The sequence below is a fragment of the Streptacidiphilus sp. P02-A3a genome (assembly GCF_014084105.1).
Classification (GTDB): domain Bacteria; phylum Actinomycetota; class Actinomycetes; order Streptomycetales; family Streptomycetaceae; genus Streptacidiphilus.
This window is the reverse complement of the sequence record NZ_CP048289.1, coordinates 6,499,438-6,524,003: the sequence shown is the minus strand read 5'-3', so window position 1 is coordinate 6,524,003 and position 24,566 is coordinate 6,499,438. Positions and strand designations below refer to the sequence as shown.

Annotated in this window: 18 protein-coding genes; 14 read left to right on the top strand and 4 right to left on the bottom strand. The window is 73.2% G+C overall.

Annotated features, from left to right (window positions below; all coding sequences use genetic code 11):
* Positions 1–67: 67 nt before the first annotated feature.
* Positions 68–919, bottom strand: a complete 852-nt coding sequence (locus tag GXP74_RS27750) for a LysR family transcriptional regulator (protein ID WP_182453974.1) — start codon at positions 917–919, stop codon at positions 68–70.
* A gap of 93 nt (positions 920–1,012) precedes the next feature.
* Between GXP74_RS27750 and GXP74_RS27745 the strand changes: the two genes are divergently transcribed.
* The 7 genes from GXP74_RS27745 to GXP74_RS27715 all read left to right on the top strand — a co-directional run bounded on the left by GXP74_RS27745 (position 1,013) and on the right by GXP74_RS27715 (position 13,106).
* Positions 1,013–1,744: an SDR family oxidoreductase gene (locus tag GXP74_RS27745; RefSeq protein ID WP_182453973.1), complete on the top strand. Its 732-nt coding sequence runs from the start codon at positions 1,013–1,015 to the stop codon at positions 1,742–1,744.
* 531 nt (positions 1,745–2,275) lie between these two features.
* A complete protein-coding gene (locus GXP74_RS27740) occupies positions 2,276–6,214 on the top strand; it encodes a glycoside hydrolase family 3 C-terminal domain-containing protein (RefSeq protein WP_225448239.1) in 3,939 nt (1,312 codons plus the stop codon).
* Between the two features lie 197 nt (positions 6,215–6,411).
* A complete protein-coding gene (locus GXP74_RS27735; protein WP_182453971.1) occupies positions 6,412–6,624 on the top strand; it encodes a hypothetical protein in 213 nt (70 codons plus the stop codon).
* A 201-nt stretch (positions 6,625–6,825) separates the two neighbouring features.
* Positions 6,826–7,680 (top strand): DUF11 domain-containing protein, encoded by an 855-nt coding sequence (locus GXP74_RS27730; RefSeq protein ID WP_182453970.1) that lies wholly within the window; start codon positions 6,826–6,828, stop codon positions 7,678–7,680.
* Between the two features lie 82 nt (positions 7,681–7,762).
* Entirely contained in the window at positions 7,763–8,836 is a 1,074-nt protein-coding gene (locus GXP74_RS27725; RefSeq protein ID WP_182453969.1) for a LacI family DNA-binding transcriptional regulator, read from the top strand.
* A gap of 320 nt (positions 8,837–9,156) precedes the next feature.
* Positions 9,157–12,330, top strand: a complete 3,174-nt coding sequence (locus tag GXP74_RS27720; RefSeq protein WP_182453968.1) for a discoidin domain-containing protein — start codon at positions 9,157–9,159, stop codon at positions 12,328–12,330.
* A gap of 92 nt (positions 12,331–12,422) precedes the next feature.
* Positions 12,423–13,106 (top strand): hypothetical protein, encoded by a 684-nt coding sequence (locus tag GXP74_RS27715; RefSeq protein WP_182453967.1) that lies wholly within the window; start codon positions 12,423–12,425, stop codon positions 13,104–13,106.
* A gap of 29 nt (positions 13,107–13,135) precedes the next feature.
* Here GXP74_RS27715 and GXP74_RS27710 read toward each other — a convergent pair whose 3' ends face one another.
* Together GXP74_RS27710 and GXP74_RS27705 are read right to left on the bottom strand one after the other, a co-directional pair.
* The gene (locus tag GXP74_RS27710) at positions 13,136–13,942 is read right to left on the bottom strand and encodes an aquaporin (protein WP_225448238.1); all 807 of its coding nucleotides are present in this window, start codon (positions 13,940–13,942) and stop codon (positions 13,136–13,138) included.
* A gap of 247 nt (positions 13,943–14,189) precedes the next feature.
* Entirely contained in the window at positions 14,190–14,582 is a 393-nt protein-coding gene (locus tag GXP74_RS27705) for a DUF4190 domain-containing protein (protein WP_225448237.1), read from the bottom strand.
* A 136-nt stretch (positions 14,583–14,718) separates the two neighbouring features.
* On the opposite strand from GXP74_RS27705, the gene GXP74_RS27700 reads away from it, so the two are divergent.
* From GXP74_RS27700 to GXP74_RS27675, 6 genes are all read left to right on the top strand, one after another.
* Positions 14,719–15,954 (top strand): sensor histidine kinase, encoded by a 1,236-nt coding sequence (locus GXP74_RS27700; RefSeq protein ID WP_182453966.1) that lies wholly within the window; start codon positions 14,719–14,721, stop codon positions 15,952–15,954.
* Positions 15,951–16,664, top strand: coding sequence for a response regulator transcription factor (locus tag GXP74_RS27695; protein ID WP_225448236.1), 714 nt, complete (start codon positions 15,951–15,953; stop codon positions 16,662–16,664). Before GXP74_RS27700 ends, GXP74_RS27695 begins: the two co-directional genes overlap by 4 nt.
* A gap of 241 nt (positions 16,665–16,905) precedes the next feature.
* Positions 16,906–18,273, top strand: a complete 1,368-nt coding sequence (locus tag GXP74_RS27690; protein WP_182453965.1) for an ammonium transporter — start codon at positions 16,906–16,908, stop codon at positions 18,271–18,273.
* Positions 18,270–18,608, top strand: coding sequence for a P-II family nitrogen regulator (locus tag GXP74_RS27685; RefSeq protein WP_182453964.1), 339 nt, complete (start codon positions 18,270–18,272; stop codon positions 18,606–18,608). Before GXP74_RS27690 ends, GXP74_RS27685 begins: the two co-directional genes overlap by 4 nt.
* Positions 18,609–18,801: 193 nt before the next feature.
* Complete coding sequence (locus GXP74_RS27680; RefSeq protein ID WP_182453963.1) at positions 18,802–20,394, top strand: hypothetical protein; 1,593 nt, start codon at positions 18,802–18,804, stop codon at positions 20,392–20,394.
* Between the two features lie 74 nt (positions 20,395–20,468).
* Positions 20,469–21,404, top strand: coding sequence for a LysR family transcriptional regulator (locus GXP74_RS27675; protein ID WP_182453962.1), 936 nt, complete (start codon positions 20,469–20,471; stop codon positions 21,402–21,404).
* Positions 21,405–21,545: 141 nt separating this feature from the next.
* Here GXP74_RS27675 and GXP74_RS27670 read toward each other — a convergent pair whose 3' ends face one another.
* Positions 21,546–22,790: a cytochrome P450 gene (locus GXP74_RS27670; RefSeq protein ID WP_182453961.1), complete on the bottom strand. Its 1,245-nt coding sequence runs from the start codon at positions 22,788–22,790 to the stop codon at positions 21,546–21,548.
* Positions 22,791–22,995: 205 nt separating this feature from the next.
* Between GXP74_RS27670 and GXP74_RS27665 the strand changes: the two genes are divergently transcribed.
* Entirely contained in the window at positions 22,996–24,558 is a 1,563-nt protein-coding gene (locus GXP74_RS27665) for an AMP-binding protein (RefSeq protein WP_225448235.1), read from the top strand.
* The last annotated feature ends 8 nt before the right edge of the window (positions 24,559–24,566 follow it).

Here is a 24,566-nt window from a genome sequence, read left to right as displayed (position 1 = left end):
CCGCCCCGGCCTCACTCCCGGCCCGGTCTTCGGCCCCGCCGGTCCCGGTGTCGCCCCGGCGGCGTCGCTACCGCAGCTCGGTCGCGGTGCGGACGAGGTCCGCCAGGTGCTGCGAACGGCTGTGCGGGGGCCAGGCGATGACGGTGGTCACGGCCGGGGCGTCCGGCACCGGCACGGCGGCGAGGTCGCCCGGCAGTTGGGCCCGGGCCGACGCCGGGATGACCGCGCAGGCGCGGCCGAGCGCGACGAGTTGCAGCAGCTGCGCGTGGTCGCGGACCTTCGGGCCGGGACCGGGCGGGTAACTGCCGTCGCGGGCGGGCCAGCGCGGCAGCGGCAGGCCCGGCAGGTCGGCGAGGTCGGCCAGGCGCAGCTGCGGCCGGGCGGCCAGCCGGTGCCCGGCGGGCAGGATCACCATCTGGCCGACCGTGTCCAGCTCCTCGGTGTGGAACCCGGCCGTCGAGTCGAACGGCCGGTGCAGCAGCGCCACATCGGCCCGGCCCTCGCGCAGCAGACCCTCCTGCTCGGCCGGACCGCACAGGATGACCTCGACCGGGACCGCGCCGGGGAGCGCGGCGTACGCGTGCAGCAGCCGCGCCAGCAGGTCGCTGGACGCGCTGGCCTTGGTGGCCAGCACCAGGCCGGGGCTGCCGGTGCCGGGCCGCGCGGCGCGGCGGGTCCGGCGCTCGGCGGCGTCGACCGCCTCCAGGGCCGCCCGGCCCTCGGCCAGCAGCACCGACCCGGCCTCGGTCAGCGCGACCGTGCGGCTGGAACGGTCCAGCAGCGTCGCCCCGAGTCGGCGTTCCAGCTGCTGGATCGCCCGCGACAGGGGCGGTTGCGCGATCCCGAGCCGCCGCGCGGCCCGGCCGAAGTGCAGTTCCTCGGCGACGGCCACGAAATACCGCAGTTCCCGGGTCTCCATACCGCCACCGTACCCGGATCGATACCCGGACGGTATCGTTGCGTACGCGATCGGTGTTGGACCCGCGCCGGGCGGCGGAGCAGCATGGTTCCCATGAGCGAACGAACAATCGCGCTGGTCACCGGCGCGAACAAGGGAATCGGCTACCAGATCGCCGCGGGCCTGGGCGCCCTCGGCTGGAGCGTCGGAGTCGGGGCCCGCGACGACGAGCGCCGCGAGGCCGCGGTGGAGAAGCTGCGGGCGGCCGGGGTGGACGCGTTCGGCGTACCGCTGGACGTCACCGACGAGGCGAGCGCGCGCGCCGCCGCGCGGCTGATCGAGGAGCGGGCGGGACGCCTCGACGTACTGGTCAACAACGCCGGTATCACCGGCGGCATGCCGCAACAGCCCACCGAGGTCGATCCGGCGACCATCCGGACGGTGGTGGAGACCAACGTGATCGGCGTCGTCAACGTCACCAACGCGATGCTGCCGCTGCTGCGCCGCTCCGCGTCGCCCCGGATCGTGAACATGTCCAGCAGCGTCGGCTCGCTCGCCCGGCAGTCGGGAGCGGACGGCGAAGCGGCCCCGGGCCCGGTGTCGGCGGCGTACTCGCCGTCGAAGACGCTGCTGAACGCGGTCACCCTCCAGTACGTCCGGGAACTGGGGGACACCAACATCCTGATCAACCTCGGCTGCCCCGGTTACGTCGCGACCGACCTCAACGGCTTCCGCGGGGTGCGCACCCCGGAGCAGGGCGCGGCGGTCGCGATCAAGCTCGCGACGCTGCCCGACGACGGCCCGACCGGCCAGTTCTTCGAGGACGCCGGGGTGGTGCCCTGGTGACCTCCGCCGGGCGGTGAGCGGGCCGCCCGGCGGCTCGGACGGGCAGCGCGGCGGTCGCCCGGCGGAGGTCGGTGGCCCCGGCCGACGCCGGTCCCGCCGGGCGTCCCCGGCGCCGACGGCCGCGCCACCGCCCGAGCCCGCGCCGGGAGTTGCGGATCCGTGGCGGAAGCTTGACATGGCCTCAGTCCTGCCATAAACCTGGGAGAGCGCTCTCCCACCCCTTCGCACTCGCTCGCGGACACCCTCCACGGTCGGCGAGACGACCTGTGGCGCACCGAACTGCCGCCCCAGCGGCAGGCGCCGCGGCGCGCCCTGGCCCAGGTCACCACCGCACCACCGAACACACCAGCGCGGACATCCGCGGCTCCGGTGTGCGTCAGCCGTGCCCGACGGGCGACCGAGCGGCGCGGAGCGGGGGAAGCCGACCGGCCTACTGAAGGGAACGCCATGAGACCCCTGCCCCTCCCACGCCCACCGGCGCCCGCGCGCCGCGGGTCGCGACCACCCCGCCGCCGACCCGCCTTCCGTGCGGTGCTCACGGTGCTGGCGCTGTTCACGCTGTCGCTGGCCGGTGCGCACACCGCGGCCTACGCCGCGGGGAGCGCCCCCTTCGGCGGTACCGCCGCGGCTGTGCCGGGCATCGTCCAGGCGGCGAACTACGACACCGGCGGCCAGGGTGTGGCGTACAGCGTCAGCTCCGCCAACGGCAGTGCCAACAGCTACCGTTCGGACGGCGTCGACCTGGAGGCCACCGCCGACACGCAGGACACCAGCGCGGCCGGTGGCGCCGACGACATGGGCTGGACCACGGCCGGACAGTGGTTCGACTACACCGTCAACGTCGCCACCGCCGGGACGTACAGCGTCGCGCTGCGGCTGTCCTCACCGTACGCGCTCAGCGACGCGCTGCACATCGCCAACGCGGCCGGGACCAACCTGAGCGGCGCGGTGGCGGTGCCGAACACCGGCGGCTACGAGACCTGGACCACGGTCACCGTCAGCGTCACCCTGCCCGCCGGGCAGCAGACGCTCACCGTCGACCAGGACTCCAACGGCTGGAACTTCCACTACCTGGCCTTCACCCTGGGGGCGAGCGGCGGCTCCAACGGCGACCAGCCGTTCGGCGGTACCCCCGCCGCCGTGCCGGGCACGGTCCAGGCGGCCAACTACGACACCGGCGGCCAGAGCGTGGCCTACGACGTCAGCTCCGCCAACGGCAGTGCCAACAGCTACCGTTCGGACGGCGTCGACCTGGAGGCCACCGCCGACACGCAGGACACCAGCGCCTCCGGCGGGGCCTACGACCTGGGCTGGACGAACAGCGGCCAGTGGTTCGACTACACCGTGCAGGTGGCCACCGCCGGGGTCTACACGGTCAGCTTCCGGGTGGCCTCGCCGTACGCGATCGCTGACGCGCTGCACATCGCCAACGCCGCCGGGACCAACCTGACCGGCGCGGTGGCGGTGCCGAACACCGGCGGCTACGAGACCTGGACCACGGTCACCGCCAGCGTCACCCTCCCGGCCGGGGAGCAGCGGCTCACCCTGGACCAGGACTCCAACGGCTGGAACTTCCACTACTTCGCCCTCACCCAGGGCACCGGCGGCGGGGGCGGCGGCACCGGCGGCGGCGGTACCGGTCCGACCGAGTACTGCGGCACGCAGGACCTCGCGTTGGACCAGCCGACCACGGCCTCCTCGACCCAGGACGCCACCGACTACCCGGCGGCCGACGCCACCGACGGCGACCCGGGCACCCGTTGGTCCAGCGCGGCCGGCGACCCGCAGTGGCTGGAGGTCGACCTCGGCTCCCAGCAGCAGATCTGCAGCGTGGGCATCCTGTGGGAGGCCGCCTACGCCACGGCGTTCCAGGTGCAGGTGTCCAACGACAACTCGACCTGGACCACCATCTACTCGACCACCACCGGCACCGGCGGCAGCCAGACCGTACCCGCCTCGGTGACCGACCGGTACGTGCGGATGTACGGCACCGCCCGAGGCACCCAGTTCGGCTACTCGATCTTCGAGTTCGACGTCTACGGGCTGACCACCGTGGCGCCGATCACCGGCGGCAACGGCAACGGCGGCAACGGCAGCTGCCCGTGGGTGGGTTCCACCGCGCCGGTCGCCCAGCGGGTGCAGCAGGTGCTCAACACCATGGACCAGTCGGAGGAGGCCACCCTGCTCTCCGGGGACGGCGCCTCCTCGTACATCGGCCAGGTCCCCGGCGTGCCCGACCTGTGCATCCCGCCGACCAACATGGAGGACGGCCCGTCCGGAGTCGGTGACGGGAACGGCGGCGTGACCGCCTTCCCCGACGGCGAGAACGCCGCCGCGACCTGGGACCCGTCGCTGATCCAGCAGGAGGGCGCGGCCAAGGGCGCCGAGTTCGCGGGCAAGGGCGTGAACATCTCGCTCGGCCCGACCACCAACCTGGTGCGCGACCCGCGTTGGGGCCGGACCTACGAGACCTACGGCGAAGACCCTTACCTCGCCGGTCAGATCACCACGGCCGAGGTGGACGGTCTGCAGAGCCAGGGCGTGATGGCCATGGTGAAGCATGCCGCGGCCTACGACCAGGAGCAGTACCCGAACGGCGGCGACAACGAGACGGTCAGTCAGAAGGCCTTGGAGGAGCTGTACTTGGCTCCCTTCCAGTCCGCCATCGAGCAGTCCGCACCGGCCTCGGTGATGTGCTCCTACGCCGTGGTCAACGGCGCCTCCTCGTGCGCCAACGCCGACCTGTTGCAGGACGGCCTCGACGAGCAGGCCGACTACGGCGGCTTCGTCGCCTCCGACTGGGGCGCCGCGGGCAACGCGGTCGCGGACGCGGAGGGCGGGATGGACATCGCGATGCCGTTCTCCGACGCGAGCGACGTCTCCGCCGCCCTCACCGCCGGGACGCTGAGCCAGGCCACCATCAACGGCGTGGTCTCCCGGATCCTCACCCAGCTGTTCGCCTTCGGCCTGTTCGACAACCCGCAGACCGGTTCCCTCTCCGCCACCGTCACCACCGCGGCGCACCAGCAGACCGCGCTGCAACTCGGTGAGGAGGGCACGGTCATGTTGAAGAACAACGGCCTGCTGCCGCTCAACCCGAAGGGCAGCGAGTCGATCGCGGTGCTGGGCACCGACGGCGGCGCGGCGGTCGAGATCGCCGGCGGCGGCAGCGGTGGGGTCGACAGTACGAACGCGGTCTGGCCGCTGACCGGTATCCAGAACGCGGTCGGGCCGAACGTCAAGGTCACCTACACCCCCGGTGACGACAACGGGACCACCGACATCCCGCAGGCCGTCGCCGCCGCCCAGGCGGCCACCGACGCGATCGTCTACGTCAGCGCGCCGGAGGGCGAGGAGAGCGACCTGACCACGCTGGACCTGTCCAGCGCGGACGAGACGATGATCGCGGACGTGGCGGCGGTGAACCCGAACACCGTCGTGGTGGTCAACAGCGGTTCGCCGGTGGTCATGCCGTGGCTCAACTCGGTGGCCGGGGTGTTCGAGAACTGGTACGGCGGACAGGAGACCGGGGCGGCCGTCGCGGCCCTGCTGTTCGGTACCGCCGACCCGTCCGGCAAGCTGCCGGTGACCTTCCCGGGCAGCCTGAGCCAGGTCCCGGCGCAGACCACCGCGCAGTGGCCGGGCACCGCCACCGGGACGACCTACAGCGAGGGCGTGGACATCGGGTACCGGTGGTACCAGTCGCAGAACATCACCCCCGCGTTCCCGTTCGGCTTCGGGCTGTCCTACACGAAGTTCTCCTTCTCCAACCTCAACGTCGGCGCGTTCAACGCCAACGGCACGGCCACGGCGACGGCGACGATCACCAACACCGGGTCGGTCGCGGGCGCGGACGTGGCCCAGCTGTACGTCGGCGACCCGGCCGCCAGCCAGGACCCGCCGGAGCAGCTCAAGGCCTTCCAGCGGGTGAACCTCAACCCGGGGCAGAGCAGCACCGTCACCTTCCCGCTGACCGTCCACGACCTGGCGAACTGGTCGGCGACGGACAACCAGTGGGAGGCCCCGGCGGGAACGTACTCGATCAGGGTCGGGGACGCGTCCAGCAACCTGCCGCTGACCGGATCCACCAGCCTGGCCCAGGAGTTGACCGGGCAGATCGCCGCCGGGGCCTCGGCCGCGGGCGTCTCCCTGGCCAACACCGCGGTCAGCGCCAACGTCACCCCGAACTCGGGCGTGCCCGGCGCGGAGACCGTCGGCGTGGTCAACCCCTTCGGCTACAGCAGCCCCAAGGGCACCGCGTTCTCCTTCGCGGTGCAGGCCGTGGACTCCAACCCCGCGCAGTCCCTGACCTTCACCGCCACCGGACTGCCGCCCGGCGTCAGCATCGCCGCCAACGGCACCCTCTCCGGCACCGGCACCACCCTCGGCACCTACACCGTCACCGTCACCGCCACCGACACGGAAGGAGTCTCCGGATCGGCCACCTTCATCTGGTCGGTCGTGCAGTGAGCACGGTGCGAACCGACTGACAGTGCGAACCGACTGACAGCGCGAACCGACTGACAGCGCGAACCGACCAGGCGGACACCGCCGCGCGGGTCGGGCCACCCGGCCCGACCCGCGCGGGGTCCGCCGTTCGGGCGGGCCGCCCGGCGCGTCCGCGCCGCGGTGACACAAGCGGACGAACGGCTGCCTAGCCTCGCAGGGTGAACCCTCAGCGCCCCTGCCGCCCCGACCGCCGCAGCCCCCGCGTCCAGGCCGGTCCGTCCCTGGCGACGCCGGGGAACCGGCGAAGCAGCGGCCGGGTCGGCACCGCCCTGGTCACCCTGATCGCCGCGTTCGGCGCGGCCGGGACGCTCGGCGTGGCGCCGCCCGTCTCCGGCCCCCGCCAGCCGCAGGCACGCCCGCGGCCACGATGAGGCCCGAGGCCTCCGTCCCGTCGGGGTTCGTCACCAACCTGCCGGGCAGCCTGCGCGACCCGGGCTCGACGCCGGACCCGGCCCGGCGCACCGTCCGGCTCACCCTGAGCCCGGAGACCCGGCCCCTGGTCACCGTCGAGATCGACTTCCAGGACGGCAAGGGCTTCCAACAGGTGCTGTCGTACCGGATGGCTGTCGCCGGTGCGGGTGCACGACCCGAAGATCACCGACATCGTCTGTCCGCGCGACAGCCTGGGGCCGATGGGCAGTCCGACCGCCTCGATGCTGTGCACCGGCTCGCACGTGATCACCGTCAACGACTCCTTCGCCGACACCTTCAGCAACACCGCCACCGCCGAGGCGACCAGCGAGGGCGGGGAGAAGGTGACCTCCAACGAGTCCACCGCCGAGGTGCCGGTGGTCCGGCTGAGGCCGCACCTGGTGCTGCGCAAGACCGCCGAGCCGGTCCGCGCCGATCCCGGCGGGACCGTCCACTACACGGTGACGGCCGTCAACTCCGGCGAGGTCCCGCTCCGGCCCGCCGACTTCACCGACGACCTGAGCGGGGTGCTCGACGACGCCGACTACAACGGGGACGTCGGCGCCACCCGGGGGACCGCCGTGGTCAGCGGGCAGCGGCTGGCCTGGACCGGGGAGCTGGAGCCGGGGGAGTCGGTCACGGTGACCTACTCGGTGACCGTCCACCGGCCCGACCACGGTGACCACCGGCTGCGCAACTCGGTTAGCACGACCGTGCCCGGCAGCGAGTGCACGACCGGCGCGCGCTCCCGGTCCGCGGTCCGGTCCGAGCCGCCGTGCACGGTGGACGTGCCGGTCGGGCCCAATCCCACGCCGACGCCGACGCCGACCGCCACCCCGACCACGACCCCGAGCCGGACGGCCACCCCCGCCCCCTCGGGCGGCGGCGGACCGGGCGGGCTCGCGCCGACCGGGTCCGCGCCGGTCGCCCCGCTGGTTCTCGGCGCCGCCGCGCTGCTCACCGGCCTCGGACTGCTCGTCGCCCGGGCCACCCGCCGCCGCGGTCGGCACGGCTAGCCGGGCCTGTCCCCGGCGGCTGGGGCGGGAATCTCCGGCCATTCGATGGAGAGCGCTCTCCAGCTCTGTTATAAAAGCCCTCATGGACGCCCCTCGCACACCGCAAGCCCCGGTCGCGGCCCCTGCTGCCCCGGCCGCACCGACCCTGGAGGACGTGGCCCGGCTGGCGGGGGTGTCCCGGGCCACGGTCTCCCGGGTGGTCAACGGCCAGCGCAACGTCGACCCGGCGATCCAGGAGACGGTGCGGCGGGCGGTGGACGCCATCGGCTACGTGCCCAACAACGCCGCCAGGTCGCTGATCACCCGGCGGACCGGGACGGTGGCCCTGGTCGTCTCCGGCGCGGGGGAGGGGGAGGAGGAGGCCTTCCGCAGCCAGGTGTTCACCGATCCGTTCTTCAGCCGGGTGATGAGCGGCGCCCTCGGCCACCTGCGGGCCCGCACGATGCACCCGGTGCTGATGCTGGCCGAGACCGCGCAGGCCCGCGACCAGGTGCTGTCCTACCTGCGGCAGGGCAACGCCGACGGCACGCTGCTGGTCTCCACCCACGCCGCCGACCCGCTGCCGGGACTGCTGGTCGAGGCCGGGCTCCCGGCCGTGCTCTTCGCGCGCCCCGAGCAGTCGGTGCGGATCGGCTTCGTCGACCTGGCGCACCAGGAGGGCGCCCGGCTGGCGGCGGACCACCTGGTCGCGGTCGGCTGCCGACGGGTGGTCACCGTCTCCGGGCCGCTGGACGTCCGGGCCGCGCGCGAGCGGCAGGACGGCTTCCGGGAGGCCATGGCCCGGCACGGGGAGCCGCTGGTGCCCTCGGCGCAGGGCAACTTCACCCAGCACAGCGGGGAGGCGGCGATGCGCCGGCTGCTGGCGGAAGTCCCGGACCTGGACGGGGTGTTCGCCGCCAACGACCTGATGGCCTGCGGCGCGCTGCACGCCCTGCGGGAGGCCGGGCGGCGGGTGCCGCAGGACGTGCGGGTGGTCGGCTTCGACGACAGCAGCGCGGCGGCCGACAGCAGGCCCGCGTTGACCACGGTGCGGCAGCCGGTGGAGGAGATGGCGGCGACGATGGCGCAGCTGCTGCTGGAGCGGCTGGACGCCCCCGGCAGCGGGCCCCGGTCGGTGATCTTCGACCCGGTGCTGGTGCGGCGGCAGTCGGCCTGAGCCACGCGAGGCAGGGGGGAGTCCCCGCCGTCGTCAGGTCGGCGGGGACTCCCCTCATGGAAAGCCGGAGAGCGCTCTCCCGTAGTCAAAGGTGGTCTACCCGGGCGGTCGGCGTCAAGCGGTCCGCGTGTCGAATCCCGTTCCGTTGCCGACCCGGCTGTCGGGATTGACCGCTATCTCCCCGGGTGGCGGGGTACCGGAACCGCCGGTTCGGTCAAAGCTCTTGACGGGCCAGAAAGCCGGGCGCAACGATCGGCCCGATTGGAGAGCGCTCTCTCAGGGAGTGCCTCCGAGCCTGCCGTCATCCTTCAGGAGTCCCCATGGGAGCCCCACCACTCTCCGGAGCGCTGCCGCCCGGCGCGCTGCCACTCAGAGCCGTACCACCCCGGCGACCGCCACGCGGGCCGGGGGCACGGCGTCCGGTACCGCAGCGGGTCGCGGTACTGCTGGCCACTGTCCTCGCGCTGCTCGGCTACGCGCTGGTCACCAGCCCGGTCGCGGCCCACGCTGCGGGCCCCGGGACGCTGCTGTCACAGGGCATGCCCGCGACCGCGTCCTCGACCGAGGGCGCGGCCTGGGCGGCGTCCAACGCGGTGGACGGCAACGCCAACACCCGGTGGTCGAGCCAGTTCAGCGACCCGCAGTGGTTGCAGGTGGACCTGGGGACCTCGTCAACCATCGACCAGGTGGTGTTGAACTGGGAGAACTACGCGACGGCGTACCAGATCCAGGTGTCGCAGGACGCGGTGAACTGGACGACGGTCTACTCGACCACCACCGCCACCGGCGGCACCAACGGCATCGAGACGCTGAGTGTGTCGGGGACCGGTCGCTATGTGCGGATGTACGGCACGGCGCGGGAGAACGGCTACGGCTACTCGCTGTGGGAGTTCCAGGTCTACGGCAGCAACGGCGCAACCGCCACCCCGACGCCCACGCCCACCGCGACGCCCACGCCCACGCCGACACCCACACCCACGGCGACGGCCAGCAGCAGCCCGACCGGCGGCAGCACCCCGCCCGGGAACTGGTCCCCGGTCTGGAGCGACAACTTCGCCGGTGCCGCCGGGACCTCGCCCTCCAGCGGGAACTGGATCACCGACACCGGCACCAGTTACCCCGGCGGCGCGGCCAACTGGGGTACCGGTGAGGTCGAGACCGACAGCAACTCCACCGCCAACGTCGGCCTGGACGGCAACGGACACCTCGACCTCACCGCGCTGAAGGACGGAAGCGGCAACTGGACCTCGGGCCGGATCGAGACCCAGCGCAGCGACTTCGCCGCGCCCGCCGGCGGCGAACTGCTGATCTCCGCCTCGATCGAGCAGCCGGACCCGACCAGTGCCCTCGGCTACTGGCCCGGCTTCAGCGCCATGGGCGCCTCCTACCGCACCGACAGCGCCAGTTGGCCCGCCATGGGTGAGTCGGACCTGATGGAGGACGTCAACGGGCGCAGCGAGTCGTCCGCGACCTTCCACTGCGGTACCGCCCCCGGTGGCCCCTGCAACGAGTACGACGGCCTGACCAGCGGCCTGGCCACCTGCACCGGCTGCCAGACCGGCTACCACAGCTACTCCGAGGTGATCGACCGGACCACCAGCAACGAGCAGATCCGGTGGTACCTGGACGGCCAGCAGATCTGGCAGGTCAACGAGTCGCAGGTGGGTGCGGCCACCTGGCAGGCGGCCGTGGACCACGGCTTCTACCTGGTGTTCGACCTCGCCATCGGCGGCTCCTACCCGAACGCCGTCTGCGGCTGCACCTCGCCCTCCGGCGCCACCAGTTCCGGTGGCACGATGAGCATCGGCGACGTCAGCGTCGAGCAGTCCACCGGGACGGCTCCCCCGGCGTACACCACCCCGGCCACCCCGACCGGCGGCAGCGTCGTCAAGGTCACCGGGAGCCAGGGCAACTGGGGCCTGTCGGTGAACGGCGCGCCCTACCAGGTCAAGGGCGTGACCTGGGGCCCGGCCACCAGCGTCGCCTCCGCGTACATGCCCGACCTGCAGTCGATGGGTGTCAACACGGTCCGCACCTGGGGCACCGACGACACCACCCAGCCGCTGCTGGACGCCGCCGCCGCGTACAACCTCAAAGTCATCAACGGCTTCTGGCTGAACCAGGGGGCCGACTACGTCAACGACACCACCTACAAGACCGACACCCTGAACAGCATCGTCCAGTACGTCAACCAGTACAAGAACGATCCAGCGGTGCTGATGTGGGACGTCGGCAACGAGGTCATCCTGACCATGCAGAACTACTACTCCGGCACCCAGTTGGAGGCGGAACGGGACGCCTACGCGCAGTACGTGGAGCAGATCGTGGACGCCATCCACGCCGCCGACCCGAACCACCCGGTGACCTCCACCGACGCCTGGACCGGCGCCTGGCCGTACTACAAGCAGTACACGCCGGACCTGGACCTGTACGCGGTGAACTCCTACGGCGCGGTCTGCAACGTCGCCAGCGACTGGGCCAGCGGCGGCTACACCAAGCCGTACATCGTCACCGAGTCCGGTGAGCCCGGCAGTTGGGAGGTGCCCAACGACGCCAACGGGGTGCCGAACCAGCCCACCGACATCGCCGCGGCGCAGGGCTACACCAACGCCTGGAACTGCATCTCCGGCAACACCGGGATCTCCCTGGGCGGGACGCTGTTCAACTACGGCATCGAGGACGACTTCGGCGGGGTCTGGTACAACCTGATCCCGGAGAACTGGAAGCGGCTCTCGTACTACGCCGTGGCCAAGGCGTTCGGCGGCAGGGTGCAGAGCGACACGCCACCGCAGATCAGCAGCATGACGCTGAGCAACACCAGTTCGGTACCGGCCGGGGGGACGTTCACGGTCAGCACGCAGACCACCGATCCCGACGGCGACCCGATCCGCTACAACCTGATGTACGGCAGCAACTACGTCGACGGCAACACCGGCCTGCAGAACGTGAACTTCACCCAGACCGGGCCCGGCCAGTTCACCGTCACCGCGCCCAAGGAGCTCGGCGTCTGGCTGGTCTACGTCTACGCCTACGACGGCCACGGCAACGTCGGCATCCAGCAGGAGTCGTTCAAGGTGGTCCCGCCACCAGTGAGCGGCACCGACGTGGCGCTCGGCAAGCCGACCACCGCCTCCTCGTACCAGAGCACCGGGACCGGCGCGCCCTACCCGCCGTCGAACGCCACCGACGGCAACTGGAGCACGCGTTGGGCCAGTGACTGGAGCGACCCGCAGTGGCTGGAGGTCGACCTCGGCCAGGTGACCGCGATCGACCACGTCCAGCTGGGCTGGGAGGCCGCCTACGGCGAGTCGTACCAGGTGCAGGTGTCGAACGACAACACCAACTGGACGACGATCTACTCCACCACCAGCGGGACCGGGGGCGTGGACGACTTCAACGTCTCCGGCTCGGGCCGCTACGTGCGGCTGTACCTGACCCAGCGCGGGACCACCTACGGGTACTCCCTCTACGAGTTCGGGATCTACAGCGGCTGAGCCCCACCCGTACCCCGCCCGGTCCGGCCTGCCCGCGAGCGCGGCCGGACCGGGCGGCCCCACCCCACCGCCCATCCTCGAAAGGTGCAGGCATGACGCACGGACTCGGCCGGACCTCGCGGGCCTGCGCCCTGGTACTGGTCGCGGCGGTGGCCACCGGCTGCTCCGCCGCGACCTCGGTCACCGCCGCCCACACCCCCGCCGGGCTCGCGCCCGCGGCCCCCACGTCCACCGCTTCCCCATCCACCGCCCCCGCGTCCACCGGTCAACCGACCGCCGCCGCCGGGAGCACCGCGTCCGGCCCCGGGTACACCCCGCCCGCGGTGCGGGCCTCGGCCGGGCCGAACGCGCCCTCCGCCACCGAGTTGGCGGTCTGCTCCGCGCAGGTCGCCCAGCAGCTCAGCGCGCTGCTCGGGGAGCAGCCGACCCGGACCCAGTCGGCGACCTGGTCCGGGCACGTCTACACCTGCCACTACAGCTACCGGGACGGCGGCTTCGGCATCGCCGTCCGGGAGTCCGCGGGCCAGGCGGACACCGACGCCGCGTTCGCCGCGCAGCGCCGGACGCTCGGCCCCGGCACCGCCCAACCCGGCCTGGGCCAGCAGGCGTTCGTCGAGCCGGACGGCACGGTGGTGCTGCGCGACGGCTTCGACGTGCTCACCGTCGCCGGGGGCAGCCTCCCGGCCGCCCCCGGCTATCCGCCGCGTCCCCGCGCCGCCGCGCTGCACATGATCGCGGAGACCGTGCTGACCGCCTGGCAGCAGAGCCAGGCCTGACCCGCCGCCGGGGACCGGGGACCGGACGGCTACAGCGCGTCCGGTCCGAGGGTGGCGTCGGGGACGCCGGGCTCGGGGCCGCCCTGCGGGCCCTCGGTCACCGCCGCCGCGTCCTGGATCTGCAGCATCGCGTGTCCGGCGAGTCCGGCGAGCGCGCCGCCGATGAGCGGGAACACCAGGAACAGCCAGACCTGGCTGAGCGCCCAGCCGCCCTGGAACACCGCCGCCGCCAGCGACCGCGCCGGGTTGACCGAGGCGTTGTCCACCGGGATCAGCACCAGGTGCACCAGGGTCAGGGCGAGCCCGGCGACCACGCCGCCCACCGCGGCCGGGAACCGGCTGGAGGTGGTGGCGACCACGATCAGCGCGAACACCGCCGTGGCGACCACCTCGGCCAGCATCACCGAGGCCATGTTGAAGCCGCTCGGGGAGTGCGCGCCGTAGCCGTTGGAGGCGAATCCGGCCTGGCTGGCGGAGACCAGGATGGTCCGGCCGTGCTTGCCGACCGCCGGGAAGCCCGGGCTGCCGTGGGACACGCCGAAGATCAGCAGGGCGCCGAAGAGGCCGCCGACGATCTGCGCGCCCCAGTAGACCAGGACCTGCTTGGGTTCGATCCTGCGGGCCGCCGCCATCGCGGCGGTCACCGCCGGGTTGACGTGGCAGCCGGAGATGGGGCCGATCAGGTACGCCGCGCAGAGCAGGCTCAGCCCGAACGCGAAGGCGATGCCGAGCGGGCCGACCCGCGAACCGTCGAAGACCGCGGTACCGACGCCGCCGATGACCAGGATCGCGGTACCCACCGCCTCGGCGATGAAGATCCGCACATTGCTGTTCATGCTGCCTCCCAGGAGGGCCGGCGCGGGGGACGCGGGTGCGCGCCGCCGCGGGCCCCTGCTGCTGATGCGAAGCGGGCTCCGGACGGAACCGGGATCAGGGCTGAACCGGGCTCGGCACCGGCGCGGGCTCCAGGGGTGAATCCGGGCGAACAGGGCTGTTCTGGCACGCTACGTCCGCCGCCGGGGCCGCGCATCCGCAGTGGGCCGACCGGGTCGGCCCGGCCCGACCGGCGCGCCGCGCCGGGCGTCAGTCCCGGGCGAGTCGCACCCGGACGCAGTGCTCCCACTGGGGGATCCGGTTGATGTGGTAGCAGCTCTGCGTCTTCTGGGCGAACCACAGGGCGGAGACCGCCACCAGCACGGACACCGCGATCGCCAGGACCGAGGCGATCATCCCGGCGACCGCCCGGCCCCGGCCGACGCCGGTGCGCCTGGCCGTCCGCAGTGCGGGGACGCCCAGGACCAGGCCGAGGACGCCGAGCGGGCCGCCGACGAAGACGATCGAGGTGCTCAGGCCGAGCAGGCCGAGGACCAGGGCGGCCAGCGCCGGACCGTTCCGCTCGGCCGGGTACCGGTCCGGCCCCGGCGACCACCTCGGCACCGGGCGATCCGTCGGGGTCAGCGTTCCTCGGGTGTGCATCAGCCGTCCTCTCGTCAACCGGGCAGGGCACGAGCATGGCCGCCGACCGGCCGGGCGCACATCGCGGAAAGGAGGGGGGTGGCCCTCCCCCGATCGGGGGAGGCCCCCGGTGACCTGCCCGGCCATACTGGCGATCATGATCAGGGGACTGAGGCCGCTGCTGCGCGGCTCCACGTATTCGGGCGCGCTGTTCGCCTACTGCGGCGCGCCGGCCAGTCTGCCGCTGCTGCCCTTCGCCGTGGCGCCGACGCTGCTGTGGCGATCCGCGCCGGAGGGGGTGCGGGCGGTACTGGCCCTGCTGCTCTGGGCGGCGCTGATCGGGGTGGTCGGGCTGGCCCGCGGCACCCGGCGGCTGCTGGTGGTCTGCGCCCGGCGGCTGCTGCGGGTGCCGCTGCCGGATCCCATGGCCGGTCGTCCGCCCGCCGCCGACCGCTGGCGGACGCCGCTCTGGCTGCTGCTGCACGTGGGGCTGGGCTGGACCGGCGGGTTGGCGAGCTGCGTGCTGCTGCTCGCGGGGCTGACCCTGCCGCAGGGCTGGGCCGACGGCGAGGCGCAGCTGACCGTGTTCGGCTGGCACGCCCGGGCGCAGGGCGGCTGGAGCTGGGTGGCGGCGGGCGGCTGCCTGCTGCTGGCGCTGGCCGGGTGCGTGGCGGTGAGCGGCGCCCTGCGCCGGCTGGCGCCACGGCTGTTGGGGCCGTCCGCGGCCGAACGGCTGGCGCTGGCCGCCGAGCGGGAGCAGCTGCTGGCCGAACGCAACCGGCTGGCCCACGAGTTGCACGACTCGATCGGGCACACGCTGACGGCCACCACGATCCAGGCGGCGGTGGCGGGCGAGGTGCTCGCCGCCGACCCGGCGGCCGCCCTGGCCGCGCTGCGCAGCATCGAGGAGTCCTCCCGGGCGGCGCTGGAGGACCTGGACTACGTGCTCGGCGTGCTGCGCGAGGAGCAGTCCGGGACGGCGCCGACCCGGACCCTGGCCGACCTGCCGGAGCTGCTGGACCGGCTGCGGCACGCCGGGGCGGTGGTGGAGCCGCAGCTGTCCGGCGAGTGGGCGCAGGTGCAGGGGACGCTCTCGCGGGCGGCGTACCGGATCCTGCAGGAGGGGCTGACGAACGCGCTGCGGCACGGCGCGGGCGGACCGATCCGGCTGCGGGTGGTGGCGGCGGCGGACGGGCTGGAACTGAGCGTGGTCAACCGGACCGGGGCCGGGACCGGCCGGGGCGCGGCCGCGCGGGCCTTCCCGACGTCCGGGCACGGCCTGCCCGGGCTGGCCGAGCGGGTGCGGCTGCTGCACGGCGAGTTCGCGGCGGGCCCGGACGGGCCGCGGCACTGGCGGTTGGCGGTCCGACTGCCGGTCCGGCTCCCGGCATGACCGGCGTGACCGACCCGACCGACCCGATCGAGCCGACCGGCCCGACCGGCCCGACCGGCGTGACCCTGCTGATCGCGGACGACGACGAGGTGACCCGCAGCGGCCTGCGCACCCTGCTCGCGGCGCAGCCGGGGATCACGGTGGTCGGTGAGGCCGCCGACGGCGTCGAGGCGGTCGAACGGGCGCGGCTGCTGCGCCCGGACGTGGTGCTGATGGACGTGCGGATGCCGCGCCGCAACGGAATCGAGGCCACCCGGCAGCTGCTGGCCGGGCCACCCGGGCCACCGAAGGTCGTGGTGATCACCACCTTCGAGAACGACGGCTACGTCACCGCCGCGCTCAGCGCCGGGGCCAGCGGCTTCGTGCTGAAGCGGCTGCCGGTCCGGCAGATCGCGGAGGCGGTGCGGGTGGCGGCGGCGGGGGAGGCGATCCTCTTCCCGGCCGCGCTGCGCCGGATGGTCGCCGCCCGCCCGCTGGGCTCCGCCGAGGCGCTGCCGCGGGCGGCGCTGACGGGGCGGGAGGAGGAGGTGCTGCGGCTGATGGCCACCGGCCTGTCCAACCCGGAGCTCGCGGAGACGCTCACGGTGAGCCTGGAGACGGCGAAGACCCACGTGGGGAACGTGCTGACCAAGCTCGGCGCGCAGAACCGCACCCACGCGGTGGTCATCGCGTACGAGTCCGGTCTGGTGGTGCCCGGGTTCCCCGGATGACATCGGGCCGGCTACCGGACCTCCGGCGAGCGGCCGGGGGAGAGCGTGAGGAGAACGAAACATGTCCGCCGCGCTGCGGACACATGCCGCTCACACGAAATGCGGGTGAAACACCTCTGTTCGCGGTCGGTAACGCGGGTGGGTGACCATCAGGTCGCCAGGCACGCCCGCACCTCTTCCCGACGCCGCGTCACTTCCCGACGCCCCACGGCACCCCGGGGGACAAGGAAGCCGTCCCGCCATGACCGACTCCCCCGCCGCTCCGCTCGCCGCCGCCGCGCCCTCAGGGCTCAGCGCGGGCGACACCGCGTGGCTGCTCGTCTCCACCGCCCTGGTCCTGCTGATGACACCGGGTCTGGCCCTGTTCTACGGCGGCATGGTGCGCACCAAGAGCGTGCTCAACATGCTGATGATGAGCTTCGTGTCGATCGCCCTGGTCACCGTCGTCTGGCTGGCCGGCGGCTACAGCCTGGCGTTCGGCCACGACCTCGGCGGCCTCGGCCTGCTCGGCGGCTTCGAGCACCTGGGCATGCGCGGGATCACCCCGCAGACGCTGACCGGGCACGTCCCGACGCTGCTCTACGCGACCTTCCAGCTCACCTTCGCGATCATCACCGCCGCCCTGATCAGCGGCGCCATCGCGGACCGCACCCGGTTCAACGCTTGGGTGGTCTTCGTCCTCGCCTGGACGCTGCTGGTCTACGTGCCGATCGCGCACTGGGTGTTCTCCCCCGACGGCTGGATCTCCGCGCACCTGCACGCCCTGGACTTCGCGGGCGGGACGGTGGTCGAGGTCAACTCCGGTGCCTCCGGCCTGGCGCTGGCCCTGGTCATCGGCCCGCGGCTGGGGTTCCGGCAGGAGGCGATGCGTCCGCACAACCTGCCGCTGGTGCTGCTCGGGGCGGGGCTGCTCTGGTTCGGCTGGTTCGGCTTCAACGCGGGCTCGGCGCTGGGCGCCAACGGGCTGGCCGCCGCCGCGCTGCTGAACACCCAGGCGGCGGCCTGCACCGGCCTGCTGGGCTGGCTGGTGGTGGAGCGGTTCCGGGACGGGCACCCGACCACTCTGGGCGCGGCCTCCGGCGCGGTGGCCGGGATGGTCGCGATCACCCCCTCCTGCGGCTCGGTGGACCTGCTCGGCGCGCTGGTGATCGGCCTGGCCGCCGGGGTGCTCTGCTCCTACGCGGTGTCCTGGAAGTTCCGCCTCGGCTACGACGACTCGCTGGACGTGGTCGGCGTGCACCTGGTCGCGGGCGTCATCGGCACGGTACTGATCGGGGTGTTCGCGACCAGTGTGATGACCGGCGGACCGGACGGCCTGCTGCACGGCGGCGGCCTGGGCCAGCTGTGGCGGCAGGCGGTCGCGGTGCTGGCCACCGGCGCCTACGCGTTCGCGACGAGCTACGGCCTCGGCAAGCTGATCGACCGCCTCATCGGCTTCCGGGCCCCGGCCGAGCACGAGCTCTCCGGCCTGGACCTCGCCGAACACGCGGAGAGCGCATACGATCACGGCGTCATCCACCAGGGCACCCTGACCGGGTCCGCCGTCCATTCCGCCCTCGCGGGGCACTCCGTCCGCGAGGCCCACCGGAACGAGTCCACCTCTCCATGAAGCTGATCACCGCCGTCATCAAGCCGTTCCGTCTGGACCCGGTGAAGGAGGCGCTACGCGACCTCGGCATCGAGGGACTCACCGTCACCGAGGTCAGCGGCTACGGCCGCCAGCGCGGCCACACCGAGGTCTACCGGGGCGCCGAGTACCGGATCGACCTGGTCCCCAAGGCCCGGATCGAGGTGGTGGTGGAGGACGACGCCGCCGAGTCGGTGCTGGACGCGATCGTCGCCGCCGCCCGTACCGGCCGGATCGGCGACGGCAAGGTCTGGAGCGTCCCGGTCGAGACCGTGGTCCGGGTCCGCACCGGCGAACGCGGCCCGGACGCCGTCTGACCTCCGGACATCGGCTGACCCCCGGACCTGGCTGCCCCCCGCGCGGCGCGCGCCGGGCGGCGCCGGTCATAAGCCCGGAGTTATTGGTGCGACATCCCCCCGCCGCCCTACTCTCCCAGGCGTCGGCGCCGCACCTGGGCCGACGCACCGACCATGGGCGCATCCGGCGGGGCCGGGCGCGGGGGGAACACAGATGTCCGACAGCAGCCAGGCGGAAGGCCGCGAGCAGCTCGCCGCCGATCCGAGCACCATCCTGCAGGGGTTCGACAGCTTCAGCGCGGCGGCGCGCTCCACGGCCGTCCAGGGGAACGTCCGGACGGTCGGGGCGCGGACCACCGTCGCCTACTACACCTGCAAGAGCACCGAACAACTCGCCACGAACCTGCGGGTCTCCGGCGAGGTGAACGCCAGCTTCCTGTTCGGCAGCGGGGACGCCAAGTCGAAGTACGTGCAGAGCCTGAACATCACCGAGACCTCGGTGGTGGTGGCGGTCTACGCCGACGTCGTCACCGGATCGGCCCAGGCCACCGACGTCAGCTGGGCGCCGAAGACGGTGCCGCCCACCGCGGCCACCCTCAACGACTTCTACCAGGGCTACGGCGACTCCTACGTCAGCACGCTGACCACCGGCGCCGAGTACATCGCCACCTACGTCCTCTACTCGCAGAGCACCGAGCAGCAGCAGGAGATCGTGGCCTCGCTGACCGCCTCCGGCATCGGGGAGTCCGGCACGGTCAGCGGTTCGCTGGAGACCGCGGTCAGTCAGGCGGCCAGCAGCAGCAAGGTCGAAACGGCCTTCAACCAGACCCTGATCGGCATCACCGGCCTGCCGCTGCCGAGCCAGGACGACCTGGCCGCGTTCGCGCTGTCCTTCGACACCCGCACCCCGGACGCACCCGAGATCATCTCCTTCGAGACCACCGGGTACGAGCACGTGCCCGGCAGCACCAGCGGGGTCTTCGACCCGATCCTCGCCTCCCGCGAGCTGCTGCTCGGCGACACCACCGGCACCGGCCTGGTCGGCGCCGCCGACGTGGTGAGCCAGCTCGACAACCAGATCGCCCGGATCCAGGAGGTGTACGCCTGCTACGGCTACACCGGGGACGCGAAGCTCGCCCAGCGGGCCGGGCAGGTCGCCGACGACCGGCAGGCGCTGGGGTCGGTCCTGGCCGAGCTGCGCAAGGACCCGACCCGGACGCCGCTGCTGCCGACGCTGCCCAGCCTGCGCTACGGCACCCCGGCGGTCGACGTCGCGGTGACCGTCGGCGGCGAGTTCGGCACCCCCGGGAACCAGCCCTTCCAGGACCTCGACTACCTGGCGGTGCTCCAGCGCACCCAGCTGACCGCGCTGTCCTTCGGCGAGTACACCCCGGCGAACCTGCCGGTGGCGCTCTGGGACTCGCTGACCGCTGTCTACCTGACGCCGGACGGCTCCCCGCGCACGGTGGCGCACGGCGAGGGCGCCCCGTCGCCGACCTGGCAGCTGCAACCCGGCGAGTTCGTCTCCGGGTACACCTACACGCTCACCTCGGACGGCGGACTGCTCGGCCAGTTGACGCTGACCACGCAGCGCGGCGGAGTCCAGTTGCAGACCCTCACCTGGCCGCAGGCGCTGCCCTCGGCCGCGCCGTCCGACTCCGCGCTCGGCTACACCGTGCCCGCGGGTTCGGTGGCCGTCGGTTTCGCCGGGACGCTGGCCACCGACCAGAGCCCGGTGGCCATCGGCACCTTCGGTCTCCAGCTGGCCACCTTCACGCCCGCCCGCTGGCAGCAGCGCACCGCGTGAACCGGCGTCTCACCGGGTGAGAAGACCCTGCTCCGGACAATGACAGTCGCCGACCGCGCCCCTACCCTGTGCGCATGCAGGGGGATTTCCACACAGCGCACTTACGGGTCTTCCGCGCGGTCGTCACATCCGGATCCTTCACCGCCGCGGCGGCGGACCTCGGGATCAGCCAGCCGGCGGTGTCGCAGCACATCGCCCGACTGGAACGGAGCCTCGGGGTCAGCCTGCTGCACCGATCGGGGGGACCGGTGCGGGTGACCGAGTCCGGCGAGGTGGTGCTGCGGCTCGCCGACGCGGTGGCCCAGCGCTGCCGACAGGCGATGCACGAACTGTCGGCGCTGGCCGACCCGGTCGGCGGCGAGCTGCAGATCGCCGCCTTCCCCAGCGCGTCCGGAAGCCTGCTGCCCACCGTCGTCGGTCGGCTCCGGCAGGTGGCGCCGCAGGCCCGGGTGCGGATCATCGAGGCCGATCCACCCGCCGCCCTGCCCTGCCTGCTGCGCGGCGAGGCCGACCTGGCGCTGGTCTACGACTACCCGTACCCGGACCGGGACACCGCGCTCGGCGACGGGCGGCTGCTCCAGGAGACGCTGGCCAGCGACCCGATGGCGGTCGCCGTCCCGGCCGGGCACCCGCTGGCCGCGCTGCCGTCCATCCCGCTCGGCGCGCTGCGGCAGGAGTCCTGGGCCACGCCGCGGCCCAGCGTCTGCCAGCAGGCACTGGGCGCCGCCTGCCGGGACGCCGGATTCCGGCCCGCGGTGGTGTACGAGACCGAGAACTACCACAGCATGCTGGGACTGGTGGCGACCGGAGCGGGCGTCGCGGTGGTGCCCCGGCTGGCCGTCCTGGGCGGCGCCCCGCCCCGGGTCGCGCTCCGCCCGCTGACCGGCACCTGGCTGCGCCGGACGATGGCGGTGGCGACCCGGGCGGACAGCCAGCAGCCGCCGCTGAGCGGCCGGTTCCGGTCGCTGCTGCGGCAGGCGGCGCCGGAACTGCTGGCGGCGCCGCTCTGACGGCGCCGGGGGTGGCGTCGTGGCCGTGGTCGGTGACGTCGACGGTCGCCGTCCCCAACGGGGGGGGTCGCCCGCTGAGCGGTCCCCGACCTCGCTGGGCTCTGCCCGGCCCGGGACCCCGCCGGGCCGGGCCGACAGGCCCTAGTCGAGCAGGACCGGCAGCCGGGCCAGGCCGTTGACGATGAAGGAGCTGACGCGTTCCGGTGACGTCCCCGGGTCGGCCAGGCGCAGCCCGGGGAAGCGGGCGAACAGGGTGCTGAGCGCGACGCTGGACTCCAGCCGGGCCAGCGGCGCGCCCAGGCAGAAGTGCGGCCCGTAGCCGAAGGACAGGTGCTCCTTGCCCGGGCGGAGCGGGTCGAAGGTGTCGGAGGCGTCCGGGTGCGCGGCCGGGTCGCGCCCGGCGGCCCCGAACGCGATCAGGATCGGCTCGCCCTTGCGGATCAGCACACCCTCGCCCAGGTCGACGTCCTCGATCGCGTAGCGCATCGGCGCGTGCATCACCGGGCCGCTGTGCCGGAGCGTCTCCTCGACCACGTCGTCCCAGCTGATCCGGCCCAGTTCCAGCAGTTCGAGGTACTGGGGCCGGTCGAGCAGGTTGTGCACGGCGCTGGTGATCAGGTTGACGGAGGTCTCGAAGCCCGCCCCGATCATCAGGAAGAGCAGCTGGCGCAGGCCCTCCACGGTGAAGCCGTCCTGGCCGACCTGTGCCAGCAGGTCGGTGGCCAGGTCCTGGCCCGGGTGCTCGGCCTTGTGGTCCGTCAGTTCGCCCAGCAGTCGGGTCACCTCCAGTTGCGCGGCGATCACCCGCTCACTCGGCAGCGTGGTGTCCAGCAGCGCGTCGATGCCGCTGCTGAACGGTGCCCGCTCGCTCTCCGGGACGCCGATCAGGTCGCAGATGACGGTCAGCGTCAGCGGCTGCGACAGGGCCTTGCGCAGGTCCACCGGCTGCCCCGGCGGCAGCGCGGCCAGCTCGTCGACCAGCCGGTCGGCGGTGGCCTGGACCTGGGCGCGCAACCGCTCCACCCGGCGCGGCGCGAACGAGGGGACGACCCGGCGCCGACCGCGCCAGTGCTCCTCGCCGTAGGTGTTGAAGAAGTTCCGTTGCAGGGTGATCGCCGCCAGCGGCCAGCCCTCGGGGAGGTCGGCCAGGCCGGGCCAGTGCTGGAACGGGTCGCGGGAGATCCGCGGGTCCCCGGTCAACCGCCGGATCACGTCGGCCCGGGTGACCGACCAGGCCAGCACCGCGCCCGGGAGTTCCACCCGCACCGCGGGCCCCAGCGCCCGCAGCTCGGCGATCTCCGCGTACGGGTCCACCGGGGCGACATCGAGGACCGGGCAGCGTCGCTCGGGGTGCGCCGCAGGATGCGTGTCAGGTTGCGTGGACATGGCGCGCTCCACCAACTCACTTGATTTATTGGGAAGTTGCTCTAGATGCAACTGCCCGTCCGTTCCCTTCTACGGCGGTCGGACACGGCTGTCAACGCTCGACCGGAACCGGCGTCCGCTTTCGGACACCCAGCTGACGTTGTGTCACCAGATGGCTGAATGGGCCACGTTGACGGGTGTGAGCGGGGTGGGTTGGATGTGCTGCGTGGATGATCCGCGCGACTCGGTCGCGAACTACGTGGTCACAGCCCTTGAGGCGTTCGCCGGTTACGGCGGACGCGAAGCGATCGTCTCCACCGCCGGTCGGCTCACCTACGCCGAGCTGTCCCGCGAGGTGCCGCGACTGGCGGGCGCGCTGCGCGCGCACGGCGTGAACGACCGGTCGGTGGTCGCGGTACTGGCCGGGAACCGGCCGGAGGCGATCGTGCTGCAACTCGCCGCGCACCTGATCGGCGCCCGCACCGTGTGGGTCGCCGGATACGCGCCGGTCCGCGAGCAGCACGACTACCTGCGCCGGTCCGACGCCGGGTTCCTGGTCTACGACACCGGCCGCTACCCGGACCTCGGTCCCCAGCTGGCCGACGGCGGGTGGGGCGGCACCCTGCTCTGCCTGGGCCCCGGCGGCCACGGCCCGGACCTGCTGGCCGACCTCCCGGCCGGACTCCCCGACGCCGCGGCGGGGCAACCGCCGCCCGGCGCCCGGCCGGACTCGCTGTTCTTCACCAGCGGTACCACCGGCCGGGCCAAACTCGTCCAGCACGAGCAGCGCTTCTTCCTGACCCTGCTGGCGGTCGGCCAGGCCTGGCTGGCCAGCGGCGCACCCACCCTGCGGCATCTGGCGCAGACCGGATTCGCCCACGTCAGCGGGCAGATGACGAATCTGCTGATGCTGTTCACCGGCAGCACGCTGGTGCTCGCCGAGGGCCTGGACGTGCCCGGACTGCTGCGGCTGATCGCCGAGGAGCGGATCAGCAGCACCCTGCTCACCCCGGTCCAGCTCTACGAACTGCTCGACCACCCGGCGCTGGACGGCGCCGACCTGAGCAGCCTGCTGCTGCTGAACATCGGCGGCGCCGCCCCCACGGCGGACCGGGTGCGGGAGGCCGCCGAGCGGCTCGGGCCGGTGCTGCGGCTGGTCTACGGGCTCAGCGAGGCGGCCTTCGTCACCGAGTACCGGGGAGTGCGGCCCGATCCGGCCCACCCGGAACGGCTGGGCTCCTGCGGCGTCGTGTTCGCCGACTCCCGGGTGGAGATCCGCGACCGGGACGGCAAGCCGCTGACCGACGGCGAGGTCGGCGAGGTGTGGACCACCGGTTCGCTGGTGATGAGCGGCTACTGGGGCGAGCCGGAACTCACCCGGGAGGCCCTGGTCGACGGCTGGCTGCGGACCGGCGACCTCGGCCGCCTCGACGCCGACGGCTACCTGTACCTGGTGGACCGGAGCAAGGACATGATCGTGACCGGCCGGGGCGCGGCCAACGTCTTCAGCCGTCCGGTCGAGGACGTCCTGGCCTCGCATCCGCTGGTGCGCGCCGCCGCCGTGGTCGGTGTCCCCGACCGGGCGCTGGGCGAGGCGGTGCACGCCTACGTGGTGGCCGCCCCCGGCGCCCGGCCGGACCCGGAGCAGCTCCGGGCCCTGGTCGCCGCCGAGTTGCGCCCCTACTGCGCCCCGTCGGTGGTGGAGTTCGTCGACGCGCTGCCGCTCACCGCGATGGGCAAGGTCGACAAGCGGGCCCTGCGCGCCCGGCACGCCGCCCCGCTCGGCTGAGCGGGCCC